Annotated in this window: 21 protein-coding genes, 1 tRNA gene and 1 pseudogene; 12 read left to right on the top strand and 11 right to left on the bottom strand. The window is 49.3% G+C overall.

What is annotated here, in order from left to right; all coding sequences use genetic code 11:
- The first annotated feature begins 523 nt into the window (after positions 1-523).
- On the top strand, positions 524-670 hold the full coding sequence (locus INT21_RS10220; protein WP_193085160.1) for a hypothetical protein: 147 nt from the start codon (positions 524-526) through the stop codon (positions 668-670).
- A gap of 23 nt (positions 671-693) precedes the next feature.
- The gene (locus tag INT21_RS10215; RefSeq protein ID WP_193085159.1) at positions 694-954 is read left to right on the top strand and encodes a hypothetical protein; all 261 of its coding nucleotides are present in this window, start codon (positions 694-696) and stop codon (positions 952-954) included.
- 242 nt (positions 955-1,196) lie between these two features.
- On the opposite strand, the gene INT21_RS10210 is transcribed toward INT21_RS10215, so the two are convergent.
- From INT21_RS10210 to INT21_RS10190, 5 genes are all read right to left on the bottom strand, one after another.
- A complete protein-coding gene (locus INT21_RS10210) occupies positions 1,197-1,742 on the bottom strand; it encodes a hypothetical protein (RefSeq protein ID WP_193085158.1) in 546 nt (181 codons plus the stop codon).
- Positions 1,743-1,930: 188 nt separating this feature from the next.
- A complete protein-coding gene (locus INT21_RS10205; protein WP_193085157.1) occupies positions 1,931-2,167 on the bottom strand; it encodes a hypothetical protein in 237 nt (78 codons plus the stop codon).
- A complete protein-coding gene (locus INT21_RS10200) occupies positions 2,164-2,532 on the bottom strand; it encodes a hypothetical protein (protein WP_193085156.1) in 369 nt (122 codons plus the stop codon). The genes INT21_RS10205 and INT21_RS10200 overlap by 4 nt, the downstream gene beginning before the upstream one ends.
- Before the next feature lie 124 nt (positions 2,533-2,656).
- Positions 2,657-3,079 (bottom strand): phage protein NinX family protein, encoded by a 423-nt coding sequence (locus tag INT21_RS10195; protein WP_193085155.1) that lies wholly within the window; start codon positions 3,077-3,079, stop codon positions 2,657-2,659.
- A gap of 15 nt (positions 3,080-3,094) precedes the next feature.
- Positions 3,095-3,397: a hypothetical protein gene (locus INT21_RS10190; protein WP_193085154.1), complete on the bottom strand. Its 303-nt coding sequence runs from the start codon at positions 3,395-3,397 to the stop codon at positions 3,095-3,097.
- Positions 3,398-3,596: 199 nt separating this feature from the next.
- Here INT21_RS10190 and INT21_RS10185 point away from each other — a divergent pair, with 199 nt between their 5' ends.
- The 3 genes from INT21_RS10185 (at position 3,597) to INT21_RS10175 (ending at position 5,474) form a co-directional block, all read left to right on the top strand.
- Entirely contained in the window at positions 3,597-4,283 is a 687-nt protein-coding gene (locus tag INT21_RS10185; protein ID WP_193085153.1) for a DNA-binding protein, read from the top strand.
- 91 nt (positions 4,284-4,374) lie between these two features.
- On the top strand, positions 4,375-4,821 hold the full coding sequence (locus tag INT21_RS10180; RefSeq protein ID WP_193085152.1) for a hypothetical protein: 447 nt from the start codon (positions 4,375-4,377) through the stop codon (positions 4,819-4,821).
- Positions 4,822-4,919: 98 nt separating this feature from the next.
- A complete protein-coding gene (locus INT21_RS10175) occupies positions 4,920-5,474 on the top strand; it encodes an RES family NAD+ phosphorylase (RefSeq protein ID WP_226916936.1) in 555 nt (184 codons plus the stop codon).
- Positions 5,475-5,517: 43 nt separating this feature from the next.
- Here the strand turns inward: INT21_RS10175 and INT21_RS10170 are convergent, their stop codons facing one another.
- From INT21_RS10170 to INT21_RS10160, 3 genes are all read right to left on the bottom strand, one after another.
- A complete protein-coding gene (locus tag INT21_RS10170) occupies positions 5,518-5,928 on the bottom strand; it encodes a hypothetical protein (RefSeq protein WP_193068187.1) in 411 nt (136 codons plus the stop codon).
- A gap of 59 nt (positions 5,929-5,987) precedes the next feature.
- On the bottom strand, positions 5,988-6,245 hold the full coding sequence (locus INT21_RS10165; RefSeq protein WP_193068188.1) for a hypothetical protein: 258 nt from the start codon (positions 6,243-6,245) through the stop codon (positions 5,988-5,990).
- Positions 6,246-6,407: 162 nt separating this feature from the next.
- Entirely contained in the window at positions 6,408-7,352 is a 945-nt protein-coding gene (locus INT21_RS10160; protein WP_193068189.1) for an IS5 family transposase, read from the bottom strand.
- 1,135 nt (positions 7,353-8,487) lie between these two features.
- Here INT21_RS10160 and INT21_RS20750 point away from each other — a divergent pair.
- Positions 8,488-9,045 (top strand): annotated as a pseudogene (locus INT21_RS20750) (AMP-binding protein); the annotation flags it as partial.
- Positions 9,046-9,070: 25 nt separating this feature from the next.
- On the opposite strand, the gene INT21_RS10150 reads toward INT21_RS20750, so the two are convergent.
- Positions 9,071-9,152, bottom strand: a tRNA-OTHER gene (locus INT21_RS10150).
- A gap of 329 nt (positions 9,153-9,481) precedes the next feature.
- On the opposite strand from INT21_RS10150, the gene INT21_RS20370 reads away from it, so the two are divergent.
- The gene (locus INT21_RS20370; RefSeq protein WP_226930621.1) at positions 9,482-9,676 is read left to right on the top strand and encodes an AAA family ATPase; all 195 of its coding nucleotides are present in this window, start codon (positions 9,482-9,484) and stop codon (positions 9,674-9,676) included.
- Between the two features lie 187 nt (positions 9,677-9,863).
- Positions 9,864-10,139 (top strand): AAA family ATPase, encoded by a 276-nt coding sequence (locus INT21_RS20365; RefSeq protein WP_319022691.1) that lies wholly within the window; start codon positions 9,864-9,866, stop codon positions 10,137-10,139.
- A 140-nt stretch (positions 10,140-10,279) separates the two neighbouring features.
- Here the strand turns inward: INT21_RS20365 and INT21_RS10140 are convergent, their stop codons facing one another.
- A complete protein-coding gene (locus INT21_RS10140; RefSeq protein ID WP_193085150.1) occupies positions 10,280-11,770 on the bottom strand; it encodes a CoA-acylating methylmalonate-semialdehyde dehydrogenase in 1,491 nt (496 codons plus the stop codon).
- Positions 11,771-11,818: 48 nt separating this feature from the next.
- Complete coding sequence (locus INT21_RS10135) at positions 11,819-13,162, bottom strand: aspartate aminotransferase family protein (RefSeq protein ID WP_193085149.1); 1,344 nt, start codon at positions 13,160-13,162, stop codon at positions 11,819-11,821.
- Positions 13,163-13,346: 184 nt separating this feature from the next.
- Here INT21_RS10135 and INT21_RS10130 point away from each other — a divergent pair, with 184 nt between their 5' ends.
- From INT21_RS10130 to INT21_RS10115, 4 genes are all read left to right on the top strand, one after another.
- Positions 13,347-14,285, top strand: a complete 939-nt coding sequence (locus INT21_RS10130; protein WP_193085148.1) for a LysR family transcriptional regulator — start codon at positions 13,347-13,349, stop codon at positions 14,283-14,285.
- A 376-nt stretch (positions 14,286-14,661) separates the two neighbouring features.
- A complete protein-coding gene (gene dctP, locus INT21_RS10125) occupies positions 14,662-15,684 on the top strand; it encodes a TRAP transporter substrate-binding protein DctP (RefSeq protein WP_193085147.1) in 1,023 nt (340 codons plus the stop codon).
- Positions 15,602-16,354, top strand: a complete 753-nt coding sequence (locus INT21_RS10120) for a TRAP transporter small permease (protein WP_226930620.1) — start codon at positions 15,602-15,604, stop codon at positions 16,352-16,354. The genes dctP and INT21_RS10120 overlap by 83 nt, the downstream gene beginning before the upstream one ends.
- Positions 16,348-17,652: a TRAP transporter large permease gene (locus INT21_RS10115; RefSeq protein WP_193085146.1), complete on the top strand. Its 1,305-nt coding sequence runs from the start codon at positions 16,348-16,350 to the stop codon at positions 17,650-17,652. Before INT21_RS10120 ends, INT21_RS10115 begins: the two co-directional genes overlap by 7 nt.
- Positions 17,653-18,044 lie beyond the last annotated feature (392 nt).

Genomic DNA, 18,044 nt, shown 5'->3' with positions numbered 1-18,044 from the left:
CTTCCAGCCAGGCCTCATCAGCATCCTCGGGCAACGGCCAAGTGATGCCCTTCGCCTGGGCCTGGCTGACGTACTTGCCGACCACGCCTTTGGAGAGACCACAGGCGCGGGCAATGCGGTCGTGGCTCAGGCCTACTTCGTGCTTGAGGCGCAAGACCTCGATGATCTGTCGCATGGAAATCCTCGCAGCCGGCATCCGCACTTCCTCGTGATGAAAAAGAAGGGTATGCCGAATAAAGTTAAAGAATTCCAGCGTGTTGGATGTGATTCCGGGGGAACGTGACCGATGATTCCGGCAACGTGACCGGCGATTCCGGAAAACTGCCCAAAATCGGTCACGATAAAACGGAATGCGCGGTCACCATCATCCAGAACAGACGGTCACGTTCAAACGGAATGGGCGGTCACGATAGGGCGGAATACGCAGTGGCTTGTCGATGCCGAGGAAGGTGGTGAAAGCATGGCCCCCTGATGTCCAAAACTACCCAGAAATTGTGGGATGAAAACAGCGATGAACCGTAAAATGCTTATGAATCTCCAAGGTATGACGTTTACCGAGCAGGGTGCCCGCGACTATTACGGCAGTCGGTTTGAGACTACCGAGTTGGTGTGGGTCACTCTCGATGAAGAAGGCGAAGTGGTCGAAGGCAAGTCCGACGACTGTGTATAACAAACAGCAAGGAAACCACGCTCATGGCCAGACTAACCAAAGCCGAAGCCGCTTGGGTAAAGAAATTGCAGGAAGTCATGAATGAGTGCCCGAGCAAGCGTATACAGGCATTCACCATCGGGGATAGTGAGCTGAATCTGTTTGACGGCAGCAAGGAGAATGCAATACAGGCCGCACTTGATGGACGCGGCGGGCCTTCGGACTTTTGTCAAGCAGTTACCCATGTAGGCGCTGATCTTGCTCAGATACGGTGCCCGTTCGCTGTCCACTCGACCGCCGGATAATAGGAAAACCAATGCCATTGACTGATTATAAATTTTGCGGAAAGGTCGAATTGGAACTCGTAGCCAACAAGAAAACCGTGCAGGGAAGCAACAGCAAATTTGATTTTTGGAATGGCAAAGACTGGCCTATTCCGGTTGGCTCGTTAAGCCGGTGGGGTAATTCGTTAAGGTAAAAAAGCGAGATTGCATGGGTGCCTCCTGCATGTGTGATTTAAACAAATCTCCTTGCAGCATAGAGACCGTTAGCGCGCTTTCAAGTTCGTCGAAGAATTAACTATATCGAGATCGGCAAAGCCCTCACCTGAGAACGAAACAATGGGGTGTATGACATCACCAGCACTGTTGTAGTCGTAGCTGAAGGCAGCATTAAAAGGGCTGCCACTGAAGTCTGCACCGGTTTTTTGCTCTAGCTCCCGCAGGAGTTGCGCATAAATGACCTCAACACCACGAAGCGACAAGCTAGCGGCATGGGGAATCCGGCTATCCTTAAAGCCTTCCTCAGCACTAAAACCTACAGAGTCCACAGTGAACATGGTCGTACCGTCTACCATTTTGAACGCAACATCCTCAACGGTGACCGTATTATCAAAAAGACTATTACTAATCGATCCATAGGTGACGCGCACATTGCCTTCGCTCGATGACTCAACCAAGTTAACCAGATCACTTACACCTGCTCTGGCCCTTTTATCCGCCTCATCCATGGCTATTTTGCCGACAAAGCCAGCAATCGAAATAGCCATACCTACAATCACAACCCCGAAACTGACAGCAAGCTTTGACGCCATTACTACTACCTTTTGAATAATTTAATTGTTGAACCAAGACGATCAACGCCACAGCGTCCGAGCCGAACACTGTGACAAGAGATCAAGAACCGCCAAAACCATAGGCAGCAAGGATTTCAGGCCCACCAAAAACCAATGAGACGCCCGCTACCAAAACAGCCAGCCAAAAAATAAGGTTGGAATTCACGTTAATTACCCCCTGACTCGGACAAGCTCCAGTAACCTCTGTAGGCCACGCCTTGCTCTGGATCGCCCGACATGTGTATGTTATCGGCAAGCACCCCCTCTCGGAAGCCCTCTATGGCCTGAGGGCCAATAACCTCAAGCGCTCTCTCGGCCAATGCTTCTTTATGATGATCCAGCACACCGCCCGACGCAGACTCTACACCTTCCGGCCACCACTCGTATGTGATCACCCCTTTCATTTACGCCCCTCCTGCTCTGGATGCTGGGCACTGTGACGCTGGAGATCTTCCAGAGTCAGGGTGCTGACGAAACGCTTGATACGGAAGCTCTCGGCTGGCCAAGGCTCACCCTCAATCATCTGATCACTAGGCTTGAGCCAACGAAGTAGTTGCTCGGCGCTATGGAACTGGTGACCTGTTTGATACCCCAACTCCGGCGACAGGCGGATGCCACGATAGCGCAGCCGCTGATGATGATGCATGCTCTCCAGTAGAGTGATTAGAGGGCTCTGGGGTCGAACCGTACGTGGCAGTTGCCCTGTCACCTGGTGTCGGATGAACGCTTGTGGTCGGCGTATCAGGTATCGCATTTGTTTGGGGTGCATAGATGATCTCCTCACGTTTTCGAAACCACCAACATCGCATTGGGCAGGGCAACTGCAAGGGCTGTCGTTGCCAGCCCGCCAAGAAACCCATACACGCTGCAGCAACCCACACTTTACCCGCGTCTTAATCCGACACCGACAAAAACGCAGGAACCGCAAGGCTCTCACCCAGCTTGACTGCAACGTAACAACGCATGGCAGCGATAAGCACAGTTTCTCCGCACCCACGAAAAGAAATGCTCTCCGTTGACCGTGAAAGAACACAAACGCCCCCTGCATCAGTCTGCAACGAAAACTGGTGCTGGCCACACTCTCGCAGCGCATCAATGATCGGCCCTCCTTCAGACCACTTAGTTGAAGGGGAATACTCCCGACCTATTAAGCCGTACCGCTTCAAGCCGCGACCGCTTTCTTCCCATATCCAGTACCCGGACTCACTGCCCGACCCAAACCCCATAGGGTCGCGCCTGATGACTAACCCCTCTGCCTTGGCGACAGCCCAATCAAGCGCTTCCCCCTGCAAATCCGATACGCTCACGCTTTGCATAACACCCTTCCTCGCTCAGTCACACATGTCTTCACTGTCAAACCACAAAACCTCTTCTATGCCGGTCTCCCACGCCTTCTCTGTCACGATGAAGCCAATGACATTCACATGATGGAAGCCTGCAAGTGCATACAAGGAATCACCCTCGTCACCTTCAGCAATCGACCAGACATTCGAGACGCCACCGCCACGCTTTTCCGCAAGCGCCAAGGCTTCATCAAATGTCTGCATCATCACGTCAGCTTCGCGCTCTAGCTCAACAGGCTTGTACTCATCCATGAAGGCATTTTCTGCAATAGTGTCTGGGATTACTGGCATAACCGACTCCGTTACGGTCGTTGTTTGAGCTCCCTAAATGTCGCATGACTTATCGCAACTACAAGTGCCGCAGGATTACTTGCCCGCCAAAAACGACTCGAAGTTGAAGCGGGACACTGAACAGAAAAATTAGTTTGTTAGTTTGTTAGTTTGTTAGTGCGCAACTAGAATGCTTGAAACACCAACCGGAGCGGCAGGAATGCGACCACCAGAGATCGAGAATGAGCAAATCATCAACGCTGGGCAGCAGTTACAGGAAGACGGCAGGAAGGTCACAGGGTTTGCGTTAAGAAAAATCGTTGGCGGCGGCAACCCAAGCCGTTTGGCGAGGGTCTGGGAAGACCACCGACGATCTCAGGAAGTAGTGGCGAGCGAGCCCGCGCAAGAACTCCCAGTGGAAGTAGAGGAAGCGCTCAACGAAATGACAGGTATCTTTCTGGAGCAGGTCCGAGGACTGGCACAGAACCTGAACGCAAGGGCAGTCAAAACAGCCGAGCGGCGAGTCGCGGACGTTATGCGATCCGCAAAAGAGCAGCAGGAGAACGCTGAAGCCGAGCTGGTGGATGCCGCCACGACCGTTGAAGATCTGGAGGATCAGCTAGGCAACGTCCGGGCCGAGCTCAGCAAGGCTCAAGAGGAGTTGGTCACGCTCAGAAAGTCGGCGTCGAAAGCGGAGCGCGAGCTTGCTGTTGTCCGGGAGAAACTGTCCAAAGAGTACGAGCAGCGGGAAAGCGCCGAAGAGTCGCTGGCAGATATTCGCCGCCGAAACGATGATCTCAGCAACGATAAAACCGACCTCCGTAAAGAGCGCGATGAAATTAAAACTCGACTGGCAGCCGTTGAGACTCAGCGGGATAAGTTAATCGAACAGGTGTCAGGGCAATAGTGCTCAGTTGTTACCGGCGTGAGCATTGTTGCCTATATGGGATCGGACATCTATAATCAACTCACAAGCAAAAAGAGTAGTGGAGGAGATTATGCTTGCCCTACGAGAGCAGTATCCTGTCGACACAGCACCACCACAACACGATGGACCAACACTGACCAGTGCTCATGGAACCGCCGGGCTCCGCTGGCTATTCGACCGGCGTGAGCGTTGGGGCCTGACGATGGACGATCTGGGCACTCTTCTGGGAGGCGTCAGTCGTCGCACTTTGACTGGGTGGCAGGCAAAGGTGAACAACGGTGAAACCGTAGAAGTATCCCGGGATATGATGGACCGAATCAGCTTGCTTCTGGGCATCCATAAAGCACTTTCTCTTATTACACCGGCAGGGCATGAAAGCATGGCTAATGAGTGGTTCCAGAAACCCATAGATCTAATGGGGCTGCAGGGACGCTCAATCAAGCGTTACTTGCTGGAACAGGGCTCCATGGAAGCTCTGTACTATATTCGTCGTAATCTGGATGCCATGCGCGGTTAAGGGAGATTAAGTTGGAACACGTTAAACCGCTATGGAAGCACCACCGCGTCATACACAGCAAATACCCACCTATTGACTGCTTTGAAAGCCCGGACTCCATGATTCTTGCTGAACTGGAGTCCGCAACCAGTGATCGAGTTATTCACTGGCCGCGGTACGTCGACAACAAAGATTACCGGGCGGGGCCGGGGTGGGGCGCTGTTATGGCCTCATTCTGCTATCCGTCGGAAGGGCGCTTTAACACCCTATCAAGAGGTGCGTACTACGCTGGAGACAGTCTGGAAACGGCTCTGCACGAATGGATCTATCATTCCGGCAAGATCTGGCGAGGCTTTGGCGTCGGAGTCGACTACTCAGCAGTGGTGCGTTGCTACACCGGGCACGTAGCTGAACCACTGGTTGACCTTCGAGATCAACCCCAGTACATGCACGATACGAACTATGCGCCCGGCCAACAGGAAGCAGCTAACCTCATTAACGCAGATGAGTTCGGCATTCTGTATAGTTCGGTGCGCTCTCCGGGGGCGGAAGCGATCGCATTGCTGAGACCGCCAGCGACAAGCCCCGTTACGCAGGCGGGACACTACTCACTGCACTGGGACGGCGAGCAGTTCACGAAGTATGCCCAGCTTACAGAGTACCGTCCGCTTTAGAGCCAATGCCGTGCCAACCGACAAGAGGCGTATAACAAAACCCTCAAGCAACGATGACTTTAGCCCGGCGCAACTGGCGGAGTTCTTTTAGCTCCTCCGTCCACTTCTTAATGTCGAGCCGATCATTACTATCAGAATTTTGAGCGAGTTCTGTTTTGTCCTTCAAGAGCCGGTTGTTCTCAATTCGCAGCTTAGACAACTCAATAGCGCAGATCAGCTCAACAATCTTGCTTTCTGTTTGCGCCAAAATGCGCTTCTTAACAGCGTCCTCCTCAGACTCGCAGGATTGGCAACCCTCAAGCTCCGGCGTTGCCGGGCAGATCACACGATCGCTAGTGCCAATCACTCCGTCTGATACCAGATCCACTTGCTCAACCCGAGCAGTCTTTGGATCATCCGTTACCGCAAACCAGCGGCTACCCCAGTATGCACCCTTGACATCCTCACCGGGCATTTGGAAGGAGTCTTACGCGCATGGTGATAACAAACTCCTTTGTCACAGCCCGTGATGGGCTAGATCACCATCAATCGCTCTGAGATGGCGTCAAAATCTACCTCGGGTTCTTCGCCGTAACTCTCACGGATCACGCCATCCTCACCCACCGACACAAAAACGGTTGAACGCATCCCATTGGGCTTAGTGCGAAAAACAACACTGGTATCCTTTCCCTTGAATTCTTTTTTCAGCGTCTCTTTAAGCTCCTCTACACTTCTGAACAAAAGATCATTCCCAAAGTTCTTAATCTTGAGTGGACGAGGTTCGTACACCACTGAAATCTCCTAAGGAGGGTCTGATTAACGCCTGATTTGTCGCTGAATCGCTTTTCAATTCGAAAAAAAGCCGTTCAAACTCGATTTCGGCGTAATTTTTCCCTTTTTTGTTCGTTTTTTGCCCGTTTCCCGCCGTTTTGGCGGAATTCGGGCGCACTGGCCCTACGCCAGCAAGTATTTTTCACCGATCAGTAAATTGGTGAATGCTGCTAGCAAGTGCAACCGGGTACTGTTTTTGGCCAGGCCGCGATAGCGGACTTTGCTGTAGCCAAAGACCTGTTTGATGTAGCGGAATGGGTGTTCCACTTTGGCCCGAGCACTGGCTTTGAGCTTTTCAGCTTTCAACTGACGGTCATCCATTTTCTTGCGAGAGCCAGGACGTTTAGCAATGAACCAGGATACGTTTTTACGATTTTTATGCTCATCGCGCTTTTGAATCCCAAGATAACCAGCATCACCGAACACGCGCTGCTCGTCACCATGAAAAAGGTTACCGGCGGGCACAATGTCGTGGATGTTGGCTGCCGTGGTATCGATGCTGTGGATCAGGCCGAGCGTGTCATCGACGCCGATGTGCATCTTCATGCCGAAGTACCATTGATTGCCTTTTCGGGTCTGGTGCATCTCTGGGTCACGCTTGCCGCTCTCGTTCTTCGTGGAGCTTGGAGCAGAAATGATGGAAGCATCCACAATGCTACCTTCGCGCAGCATCAGACCGTTCTTCTCCAAGTGTTTGTTCACTTCTTTGAACAACACCTTGCCGAGGCCATGGCGTTCAAGGAAATGACGGAACTTGAGAATGGTGGTTTCATCCGGTAAGCGATCCAACTTCAGGCCGGCGAAGTGCCGCATGGATTCAATCTCGTACAGGGCATCTTCCATGGCCGGGTCGCTGAGGTTATAGAACAACTGCATGCAGTGGACTCGCAGCATGGTCGGCAGGGGATACGGTGGCCTGCCAGTCTGGCCCTTGGGATAATAACGAGCGACCTTCTTCTCCAACTGCTTCCACGGAATCAGTTTGTCCATCCGCTCCAGAAAGATCTCGCGGCGAGTCTTGCGCTTTTTGGTCTGGTACTCGGCTTCGGAGAAGGTGATCTGATCCATGGTGGCAACGAATCCTATGCGGTTGACGATGGCCGTATTATCGCTGATTTTGAGACTTAATCAGAGTCTCCCTAAATATTATTTTCTAAAAAAATTGTTTTAAGTGTGCTGTTTTTTTTAAACGGCTTCGTATTTATTTTTTTATTTTTTGTGTTTTCGAGGTTTAATTTTCTTTTTTGTTTGGTTTTTAATGATGAGGCATTTAACGCTTTCTTGCAATTCTCCAGGTGTGAGCGATACGGCCCCGGTTGCTATCCGGATTCGGATGTCATCAGCGCCGCGCGCGGGATTCAAGCTCTTTGTTCGTTTATAAACCGCTTCACGCTCAGCTAATAACTCAGTGTCAGTTGTCCTCGTCGTCCGGGTTCTTTCGAGCCCTTTACCTGCTCTGAACAAGGCGATATGACCGCCCGAAACCCTCCTGACTTGATATGAAACCAGACGACTCTCTCGGGCGATCAGGTAGATTTTCAAGCTCTGATTGTTGTTAACATGATGATTTCAAAGAAAATTAAAGGAATTGCCAAATGATAATGAATATCATTATTGACTATGGAGGCGTAATTTGAAACACTATGTTGCAAACCTGAAGAGCCTGTGGGCAAGTCCTCAGGTCAGCGACATTGCAGGTATTGCCAGCCGCAAGGAAGGGTTTTAGCAGCCTTATATATGGATTTGCGAGCTGGAATGCGATTCATCGGCAAAATTACTCGTTGATCAGGCTTTCTTCGGCTCAGCGCGCAAGGTCGGTTTTAAGAAGGGTTGACATGGCTCTTGAACGGTAATGATTATCATTGCGATCCTTCGCTTGTATCGTTATAGTGGGTCGATATTACACTTCGGTATTTTTTGCTTTGGATATTTTATTTATATAATTTAGTTGAGTTTTTGTTTTTAGGCTATTTTCAAATGTATTGGATAATAGTTTATTTTTATTAGGTTTTCATATTTTTCAGTCTGGAGTTTTTAAGGTTTTTTATTTCTGTGGAGAGTTGGAAGCTATATATTATTTGGTCCATTTTGTTAGTCAGATTTAACTGGGGTTTGGTTTTTGTAAATTAAATAAGCCATGAATTTTAATAAATAATCAAGTGAAAAGTGTGCCGTGAGCAGGCTTTTAGTACGGAGTTATTACATGAAAGACTCTAGGCCAAGTTGGGTTCAGATGACATTGTTGGCGCGGTTTGATGACTGTTCCGATGATGTTGCCATACGCGATTGTACTTCTGACAGACATCAGGAATACCGTTACGGGGAGCTCTCCCGGAAAGTCTTCAGTATTTCTGGTCAGCTTCGTCCGTTTTACGGTGAGCGGGCGTTGCTCTTGTTGCCTGGTGATTCTCAGTTTGTCTTCGGCTTTCTGGCATGTGTTATTTCAGGGGTCACCGCAGTACCGGTTAATCTGCCGGGGGTTCAGCGGCTGCGACGGGTGCGTCTCATGCTGGAGCATATTCTGCAGGACTGTCAGCCTCGGGTGATTCTGGCCTTGTCTTCATCAAAAGCAGAGCTGGAGAGGATGGGCTGGCATCAAAACCGAACGGTGATTTATCTTGATCAAATCGCTGGTAATGCTCCCGGGATCGATCTGAAAGCTATCCGGGCAGCCTCCGGGCCGATTCTGTTGCAGTACTCTTCGGGTTCGACCGGCAAGCCCAAGGCGGTTTGCAATCATGATGACAATATTCACCACCACCACCAGTTGATGACGGGGATGCACCCGACGATGGCAGGAATCGAACCTGCGACCTTCGGCTTCGGAGGCCGGTTTTAGTCGCATACGTTTCTTTCTTCCTCATCGCCAAAAAATCATAAATTTTTTTAAAAACAATAGCTTAAAATAAAACCGATGCTTTCTAACTCTTCACTATCACACCAATTAACGCCACTCTGTATCTTTTGTTGTCACAATGTTGGCACACACCGTGACTTTTTCGCGTCCTGCTTTTTACCAGATTTGACCTTTGGTCAACGCGCAATATGTGCTCGTTTGAATGATTTGGCTACGCATAAAACGCGAGTAGTACAACCGTCAAAAAACGCAGCATCATACGCGCAAAATGCCCTTATCACCACCATGCTAAACTCATCATCCACACCAACACGCGAGCGGTTTCGTTATGAGAGCCAGCATGCCATCTACTCATCGTCGTAAGTTGCCCATTAGCATTCAAACCTTTTCGGATATTCGGGAAGGCAACTATTACTACGTTGATAAAGCGCCGTTTATTGAAGAGCTGGTGAACCAGAAAAAATACTATTTTCTCTCCCGCCCGCGCCGCTTTGCTAAAAGCCTGCTGCTGGATACCCTTAGGCTACCTGTTTGAGGGCCGCGCAGGGCTGTTTGACGGGTTATATATTCACGATAGGCATCAGCGCCACCCAGTGGTGCGCTTAAGCTTTGGCAATGGGGTGGCGACTGACCGAGAGGATCTAGAGACGCTAACATTCGATATCAGTTGCAGCAGCGGACGACTTTGCTAGTTTGATCGAGCATGCGTTCACGGCCAACGCGTGGTAGCGCTGATCGACGAGTACGATAAACCCATCCTGGACAATATCCTCAATGGCGATAGGGCACGCGAACTGTGTGAGGGTCTGAAAAATCTCTATAGCGTGCTGAAAGACACCGACTCCCACCTCCACTTTGTGCTGCTGACCGGCGTTTCCAAGTTCAGCCTGTTTTCAGGGCTAAATAACCTCAACGACATTACGTTAGATGCCCCTTACGCCACCATTTGCGGCTACACCGACCACGATATGGATACGGTTTTGCGCCAGAGCCCGTAACGAGATTCGCCGCTGGTACAACGGCTATCGCTGGGGCGGGCAAGACGCACCGGCTATAACTGTCCCTGTATGAAACTTCTGCTTAGAGTTCAGCACATGACCAAATAGTCATGCGCTGACGCTATTAAGCTTAGAAATGACTAGGAAGGGAATGAGAACTGGGCGCCTTCGCGAACCCCCGCCGATGGCCAGCGCTGAGTAATCGTCTTGCGTCGAGTATAAAAGCGCACTGCATCCGGGCCATAAGCGGAAAGGTCGCCAAACAACGAGCGTTTCCACCCACCGAAACTATGATAAGCAACTGGCACCGGAAGCGGCACGTTAATACCTACCATCCCCACCTTAATACGGTCACTGAAATATCGTGCTGCTTCCCCATCACGAGTATATATACACGTGCCGTTACCGTATTCGTGATCATTGATCAGCTTCATAGCTTCATCCATGGAGCTAACGCGCATAACTAACAGTACCGGTCCGAAAATTTCCTCCTGGTAGCAAGTCATATCGGGGCTCACCTGATCAATCAGTGTTCCCCCCACATAGAAGCCGTTCTCATAGCCAGGCACTTGAACACCACGCCCATCAACGACGATCTTTGCACCTTGCTGCTCAGCACTGTCGATATAGCCACAGACTTTCTCTTGATGTGCTTTGGTGATAACTGGGCCAAAGTCATTGCTCTTATCAGAGAATGGACCTACCTTGAGCGACTGCATTTGCTCTTGCATCTTGGCGATCAGGTTATCAGCGGCCTCATCACCTACAGCCACTGCCACAGAGAGAGCCATGCAGCGCTCACCGGAAGAACCGAAGGCTGCACCGTTTAATGAGCTGACAACGTTGTCCATATCCGCGTCAGGCATAACAATAGCGTGATTCTTCGCACCGCCTAGTGCTTGGCAGCGCTTGCCATTGGTACTTGCTCTGGAATAGATATATTCAGCGATCGGAGTAGAGCCCACAAAACTAATGGCTTGTACATGCGGGTCATCAAGTAGTGCATCAACGGCTTCCTTGTCACCATTAACCACATTGAGCACGCCAGCTGGCAACCCTGCTTCATGAGCCAGCTCAGCGATATAAAGCGCCGAAGTAGGGTCTCGCTCGGAGGGTTTGAGGACGAAGGTATTACCGCAGGCAATCGCCATGGGATACATCCACAGCGGCACCATCGCGGGAAAGTTGAACGGCGTGATGCCAGCCACTACGCCTAGAGACTGGAACTCGCTCCAGGAGTCGATGCTCGGGCCGGTATTTTTGCTGTGCTCACCCTTGAGTAGCTCTGGGGCGTAGCAGGCATATTCCACATTCTCGATGCCACGAGCGAGTTCGCCTCGCGCATCATGCACAATCTTGCCATGTTCTTGTCCGATCAAGCGGGCAATCTCATCCGCATTATCTTCCAATAACTGCTTAAAGCGGAACATGACCCGGGCTCGCTTGGCGGGCGGAGTATCACGCCAAGCTGGATAAGCGGCCTCAGCAGCGGCAACCGCTTCCTCAACAGTCGTTTTACTTGCCAAGCTAACCTGACCGGCGACCTCACCGACAGAAGGATTATAAATATCCTGAGTACGCTCTTCACGGTCAACACGAACACCGTTAATCAAATGGCCAAGTTTTGTCATTAGTTACCTCTCTTTTATCTATCAATATTTTGTTCAGTTCAGTTCAGTTCAGTTCAGTTCACCGATAGCATCACCAATAACACTAACAACGCGCTCAATCTCATCACGCTCAACGATGAATGGAAGGCCAAGCTGAATAGTGTCGCCGCCGTAGCGCACATAGAAACCCTTCTCCCAACACTTCATTGCAATCTCGTAAGGCCGACGCGCTGGCTCTCCGGGGTAGGGTTCAATTGTCAGCGCCCCAGCCAGGCCGTAGTTGCGAATATCGCTGATATAACGTGTGCCTTTAAGTTCATGCAATGCATCCTCAAACACCGGACTCATCTCCCTCACCCGTTCGATGAGCTTCTCCTGCTCCAATATATCCAGAGAGGCCAACGCCGCTGCACAGGCCACAGGATGCCCAGAGTAGGTATACCCATGAGGCAGTTCGAGCATATAGTCAGGCCCCCCCTGCTCCATGAAAGTTTGATAGATATCACCTTTTACCATCACGCCACCCATGGGTACTGCGCCGTTGGTCAGCTGCTTGGCGAAATTCATCATGTCCGGTACCACGCCGAAAGCCTCAGCACCGGTCATGGCCCCCATTCGCCCGAAAGCGGTGATCACCTCATCAAAGATCAGTAGGATTTCATGCTGGTCGCAAATTTCACGCAGCCGCTTCAGGTAGCCAACGGGTGGTGGAATAACCCCCGCTGACCCCGCCAAGGGTTCTACGATGACAGCAGCAATATTAGAGGCGTCGTGCAAAGCGATCAGCTCCAGCAACTCCTCGGCCTTCTCTGCTCCGCGCTCGGGCATACCTCGACTAAAAGCATTTTCAGCCATCATCGTATGGGGTAGATGATCAGCGTCGATACCCTGGCCAAATAGTGTGCGGTTTGCGCCGATACCACCCAAACTGATACCGCCAAAATTGACGCCGTGATAACCCTTAACACGTCCAATCAACTTCGTCTTGGTAGGCTTACCTTTTTTGCGCCAGTAGGCACGTGCAATCTTAAGAGAGGTATCCGCACTCTCGGAGCCAGAGCCCGTAAAAAAGGCATGATCCAACCCTTCTGGCGTCAACTCTTTAAGCCGGTGCGCAAGCTCGAAAGCCTTAGGATGACCAAACTGAAAAGCAGGCGAATAATCCAGCTCACGCAACTGCTTGCTCACTGCGTCGGCTATCTCAGGTCGAGAATGCCCAGCACCGCAAGTCCACAGCCCTGATAGACCGTCAAATATTTGTCGGCCTTGGGAGTCGGTAAGGTAACTGCCCTTAGCTCCCACAATAATACGCGGGTCACGCTTGAACTGACGGTTGCCAGTGTATGGCATCCAGTAGGCATCAAGTTGCTCTGCACTAAGCCCAGCGGCATAAGGAAATTCTTGAGCTGACATATCCATTACCCTCTATAGCGTCTTGTCATTAATGGGGTTTAGAAAACCAGCCTAGAACGCCTCTTTGATAAGTTAAATAAACAATTAGTTTATTTCAAATAACTATTTACTTAACTTTTAAACACGATGACGCTACGATAAGGGTTCCATAAATTTCACTAAGTAACTAAGGAGCAAGAAAGATATGGCACTTCGGAAAGTAGCGCCAATGGGGCAACCAAGCGACTCTGACCTTCGACTCCTCAGAATTTATCGGAAAGTCGTGGAATGCGGAGGTTTCTCAGCGGCTGAAGTAGAATTAAGCATTAGCCGTGCTGCCATTAGTATGGCAATGAATGACTTGGAAACACGACTTGGCCTCCGCCTTTGTCAACGGGGTCGTAGTGGCTTTGCCCTAACGAATGAAGGCTCTGAAGTTTACCAATTGTCTCTGCAGCTTTTAGCGGCAGTTGAGGGGTTTCGCACTCAAGTCAACGGTCTGCATGCCCAGCTCAAGGGTGAGCTCAACATTGGTATTACCGATAATCTAGTAACCATGCCCGAAATGCATATAACTCATGCGCTTAATGCACTCAAAGAGAAAGGCCCCGATGTTCGTATCAACATCCGCATGATTCCACCTAGTGATATTGAGCTAGCCGTTCTTGATGGACGCTTACATACCGGCGTTATTCCTAATCTCAAAACTCTACCAGGGCTTGACTACCTGACACTGTACGAAGAAACCTCAAGACTTTACTGCTCGACTGAACACCCTCTATTTCACGCAAACAATATTACGGAAGAAGACTTATCACATTACGACGCTGTTGTACCCGCATATGCCCAAACGCCAGAAATAAAGGCAATGCATGAACCGCTTAAAGCATCCGCGTCAGCGACTGACCGCGAGGGCGTTGCCTTTCTTATATTGTCTGGGAGCTATATCGGATACCTACCCACTCATTATGCTGAGCGATGGGTACGCGACGGGCAAATGAAAGCACTGCCACCCAATAAATGGCGTTACTTGACAGGTTACAGTGCCATCACCCGTAAAGGAGGAATTTCTAATTTGGTTTTGGAAACATATTTTGATGAGTTGAATAAACTGATCAGCACCTCCCCAAATACCAATACTTAAGTATAATAGATGCGGGAGGAATTACGTGCCAAAAACCAACTATGTTAAACAAAATCTTACGTTAGATTAAGCAAATAATTATTTAAAATAAAAATTATTTACCCTAGCCTAAATGTTCGGAACATCAAGTTATTCAAAGGGCTTGATATAAATCAAAAAACCCATTAGTTACAGGAGGAATAAATCTATTTTGATTAACTCGCAGTTGATCAAAATAGATTTTAATATTTATCTATATCTAGAAAACATAAACAGCAATAGTGAATAACTTTTAAGAACTGAAAACCATGTACTAAAGTTCAACACCCAGCCCATTAAGCTGAATGTAATATAAAACTCTTCTCAATAAACAAAGTACAAGAAAGGAGTAGTAGAGATGCCGAAAAGATTTCCACTTACGAAGATCCGCACGAGTGTAGCGATTGCAGCCGTTGCTATGGCGGGCGCGAGCATTACATCTCAAGCGCAAGCTAATGAACGCTTTATATTGGCACATGCCATGCCAAGCGACCATATCTTCCACTCTATTTCTGAGCGTTTTATCGACGAGATTCAGGAAAGCGAGGAGTTTCAAGTCGCCTACCACCAAGGTGGAGATTTAGGAGATTGGACGTCTCTATTTGAACAATCCATGCAAGGCGTTGTGCCGATGACGCTAACTTGGGGTGCCTCGGAATTTGACGAACGCCTTGACCTGTCATGGCTTGGTTATGTTGTTTCGAACTGGGAAGATGCTCGGGATGTGTACGGACCTGATGGCGAAATGATAGAAGTCTATAACAACATATTTCATGATCTCGACCTGCATGCTATCGGAATTATACCCACCGATTTTGGCTCCCTAGTTATCCGTAAAGGCGTAGGGGAAGTCCCCGTCAATTTTCCCGAAGATGGCAACAATATTAAGGTCCGCGTTCCGCCTGTGCCAATCGCCATTGACCGATTCCGTAACCTTGGCTTCGCATCAGTACCCATTCCCCTTTCAGAGGTCTATACAGCCCTCCAGCTAGGCACAGTTGATGCCCGAGCCTTTTCGACTGCAGTAGAAACTTACCAGCAGCGAGATGTTCTGGAAACTAACGTTCTTACCAATGACTACTTTGAAACTGCTTTCTGGCTAGTAAATAAAGACTGGTGGGAAGGGCTTTCTGAGGAGAACCGCGACTTACTACAGAGCGCTGCAGACGACACTGTGCTGTGGTCTTGGGATGAGGCTCAGAGCTTGAGTGAAGAATTCCTGGATAAAGTGCGAGATTCAGGCATTGATGTCGTCGAACTCAGTGATGAGCAGATTGCCGCTGCTGCACAAATTGTTCATGAAACAGAATGGCCTGAAATGGAGAAGCTGGTCGGCTCCGAAATTATGGCAAAACTGCGACAAGCCGCTGGTATTGAGTAAGACCCAAGGCCCGCGTTTAGTGGGCCTTTCTCTTTGGAGTAAAGTGATGCCAATACAAGAAAATGAAAAAGGCTTTTCCCCTGTGGATGAAAGCCATCAGGTAAGCCAGGAGGCCGAAGTGACTGCCGTGCCAAACTTTCCTGTTGGCCCACTCTATTCAGTTTTTTTAAAGTGTGAGGCCGCTTATGCAATGCTTCTCAAAAGTTCGCTGGCAATATTCAGCATCCTTTTGGGTGGCTTGATGTTTGGTCAAGTGCTAATGCGCTACGTCTTTAACTCTCCATTTTTAGGCATTGAAGAGATTGCGCTGCTGCTAGGAGCATGGATTTATTTTCCGGCTATTGCCTATACCACTAGAGAGGGCGAGCATATACGCGGCGGCATACTAGATCTTATTGTTAAATCTCACAGCAAAACTCAGATCATCAATCTATGCATGTCCTTACTGAGCATAGCTGTCTGCGTGGTGTTTGGTTACTTCGCCATTAAGTACGCCATGTTTGATTTTGATCGAGGGCGGCTGAGCTCTTATATGCGCTGGCCTAGGTGGCTGTGGTCTGCCTCATTAGTAGTAGGCTTTTTAGGCACTATATTAGCGTTGCTCATGCAAACGATTAACCAGTTCCTTGACCTTCGTCGCATACAAAAAGAAGAGAGGCAACGATGCTGATTTTTTCCCTAGCTCTCGGGATTATTGTAGCTTTATTACTCCTTGGAATGCCGATAGCCTTCGCCTTCGGTCTTGGTGCGCTCGTCTATTTGCTCAGCACTGGCGCTGATATCTCATTCCTTATTCCTTATGCATTTCAAACGACAACAAGTTTTGCGTTATTAGCGCTACCTCTCTTCGTATTAGCGGGCGTGGTAATGGCCCAAGCGGGGATATCCACACACTTACTCAACTTCATCAATGCCTTCGTAGGGAGAGTTAAGGGCGGCCTAGGAGCTGTTACCGTTATAACGTGTGCTCTTTTTGGAGCCATTTCTGGCTCATCTTCTGCCGCCATAGCCGCGATTGGCCAGATTATGATTCCGCGAATGGTACGAGAGGGCTATCCTGTTGGCCATGCAACCGCTCTGGTAGCATGCTCTTCGGTACTGGCACTGCTCATCCCACCTTCGGTACCGATGATCGTCTTCGCGATAACTGGTGGGCTGTCCGTCAGCGCTGCCTTTCTTTCCACCGTCATTCCCGGCGTATTACTGATGATTATCTACGTCGGGTTGAATTTCTTTTTTCTACGCAACAACCCCAACATACAAGTTGATGAAAAACTGCCTGTACGACAGGCCGGCATTAAGATCCTGAAAAGCGGTAAAAGCGCAATTTGGGCACTTCTAATGCCTATCATCATCCTGGGCACCATTTACGGAGGCATAGCGACGCCCACTGAGGCAGCAGCCATAGCCTTTGTATACGCCACCTTTGCTGGATTTGTGCTCTACCGCACTCTTAGCGTCAAGGCATTCTGGCATGGCTTGATTCAAGCCACATTGACGATTGGTTCAATCATTGCCGTGCTTTTCTTTCTCTTCATGATGAGCCGCGCCATGATCCTTCAGCAGGTGCCGAGCCAAGTGACAGGCTTTCTACTGGGACTATCAGACAACCCACTCGTCATTCTATTGCTTATAAATCTCGTTCTGCTTTTAATCGGCATGATTGTCGATGACATTTCCGGCAGTATCTTAGCTGCAGTTGTGCTGCTGCCATTAGCCACTGCTATTGGCATACATCCTATTCATTTTGCCGCTATTGTGGGCGTCAATTTAGGTTTAGGTAATGTCTCACCGCCATGTGCACCGATGCTTTATATGGCTGCAGGTGTTAGTAAGATCTCTCTAGATAAGTACTTTGGGATCACAATGAAGTTTTTACTCTTTGGCCACCTTCCCATGGTACTGATAGTGACCTTCATACCCGAATTATCACTGGCCCTACCTAGGTTGATTTTGGGTATTACCTAACAAGTATGCCCTATCGAGTGAGATAAGACGTAAGCTTACTTTTAGATAAAATGCGACACGCCCACTACTTAAGTAGCAAGCGTGTCGCATTTTTATTTATAAAAGTACCTTATTTCAATTTTTCAAAAATAGCTTTCCCGTTAAACAACACACTCCAATTGATGATTCTTTTCATCAAGCCCGCCGCATTGATGAAATATTTCTTATCTAGAATAAACCATCCTCATGAGATTTATTTATTCATTAAATTTCAATTACTTATGTGCGATAAAAAATGGCACGATAATTGCTAATGAAAAGTAACCAGATACATTAAGTGGCTATTCAAAATTTATCGTGCGCTCAGACCCCGTAGCCGTCGAGTAGGCGACAGACCTCCTTGCTGAGGTGGT

This window comes from Halomonas sp. 3F2F, from assembly GCF_014897805.1.
Lineage (GTDB): Bacteria > Pseudomonadota > Gammaproteobacteria > Pseudomonadales > Halomonadaceae > Vreelandella.
Note: the sequence above shows the minus strand (reverse complement) of the source record. Positions and strands in the feature narration are given on the sequence as shown.

What these genes read in the sequence shown, in the direction of transcription:
- INT21_RS10220 (WP_193085160.1), top strand. Translation starts at nt 524, where the DNA reads ATGCTTATGAATCTCCAAGGTATGACGTTTACCGAGCAGGGTGCCCGC.
- INT21_RS10215 (WP_193085159.1), top strand. Translation starts at nt 694, where the DNA reads ATGGCCAGACTAACCAAAGCCGAAGCCGCTTGGGTAAAGAAATTGCAG.
- INT21_RS10210 (WP_193085158.1), bottom strand. Translation starts at nt 1,742, where the DNA reads ATGGCGTCAAAGCTTGCTGTCAGTTTCGGGGTTGTGATTGTAGGTATG.
- INT21_RS10205 (WP_193085157.1), bottom strand. Translation starts at nt 2,167, where the DNA reads ATGAAAGGGGTGATCACATACGAGTGGTGGCCGGAAGGTGTAGAGTCT.
- INT21_RS10200 (WP_193085156.1), bottom strand. Translation starts at nt 2,532, where the DNA reads ATGCACCCCAAACAAATGCGATACCTGATACGCCGACCACAAGCGTTC.
- INT21_RS10195 (WP_193085155.1), bottom strand. Translation starts at nt 3,079, where the DNA reads ATGCAAAGCGTGAGCGTATCGGATTTGCAGGGGGAAGCGCTTGATTGG.
- INT21_RS10190 (WP_193085154.1), bottom strand. Translation starts at nt 3,397, where the DNA reads ATGCCAGTAATCCCAGACACTATTGCAGAAAATGCCTTCATGGATGAG.
- INT21_RS10185 (WP_193085153.1), top strand. Translation starts at nt 3,597, where the DNA reads ATGCGACCACCAGAGATCGAGAATGAGCAAATCATCAACGCTGGGCAG.
- INT21_RS10180 (WP_193085152.1), top strand. Translation starts at nt 4,375, where the DNA reads ATGCTTGCCCTACGAGAGCAGTATCCTGTCGACACAGCACCACCACAA.
- INT21_RS10175 (WP_226916936.1), top strand. Translation starts at nt 4,920, where the DNA reads ATGATTCTTGCTGAACTGGAGTCCGCAACCAGTGATCGAGTTATTCAC.
- INT21_RS10170 (WP_193068187.1), bottom strand. Translation starts at nt 5,928, where the DNA reads ATGCCCGGTGAGGATGTCAAGGGTGCATACTGGGGTAGCCGCTGGTTT.
- INT21_RS10160 (WP_193068189.1), bottom strand. Translation starts at nt 7,352, where the DNA reads ATGGATCAGATCACCTTCTCCGAAGCCGAGTACCAGACCAAAAAGCGC.
- INT21_RS20370 (WP_226930621.1), top strand. Translation starts at nt 9,482, where the DNA reads ATGCCATCTACTCATCGTCGTAAGTTGCCCATTAGCATTCAAACCTTT.
- INT21_RS10140 (WP_193085150.1), bottom strand. Translation starts at nt 11,770, where the DNA reads ATGACAAAACTTGGCCATTTGATTAACGGTGTTCGTGTTGACCGTGAA.
- INT21_RS10135 (WP_193085149.1), bottom strand. Translation starts at nt 13,162, where the DNA reads ATGTCAGCTCAAGAATTTCCTTATGCCGCTGGGCTTAGTGCAGAGCAA.
- INT21_RS10130 (WP_193085148.1), top strand. Translation starts at nt 13,347, where the DNA reads ATGGCACTTCGGAAAGTAGCGCCAATGGGGCAACCAAGCGACTCTGAC.
- dctP (WP_193085147.1), top strand. Translation starts at nt 14,662, where the DNA reads ATGCCGAAAAGATTTCCACTTACGAAGATCCGCACGAGTGTAGCGATT.
- INT21_RS10120 (WP_226930620.1), top strand. Translation starts at nt 15,602, where the DNA reads ATGAAACAGAATGGCCTGAAATGGAGAAGCTGGTCGGCTCCGAAATTA.
- INT21_RS10115 (WP_193085146.1), top strand. Translation starts at nt 16,348, where the DNA reads ATGCTGATTTTTTCCCTAGCTCTCGGGATTATTGTAGCTTTATTACTC.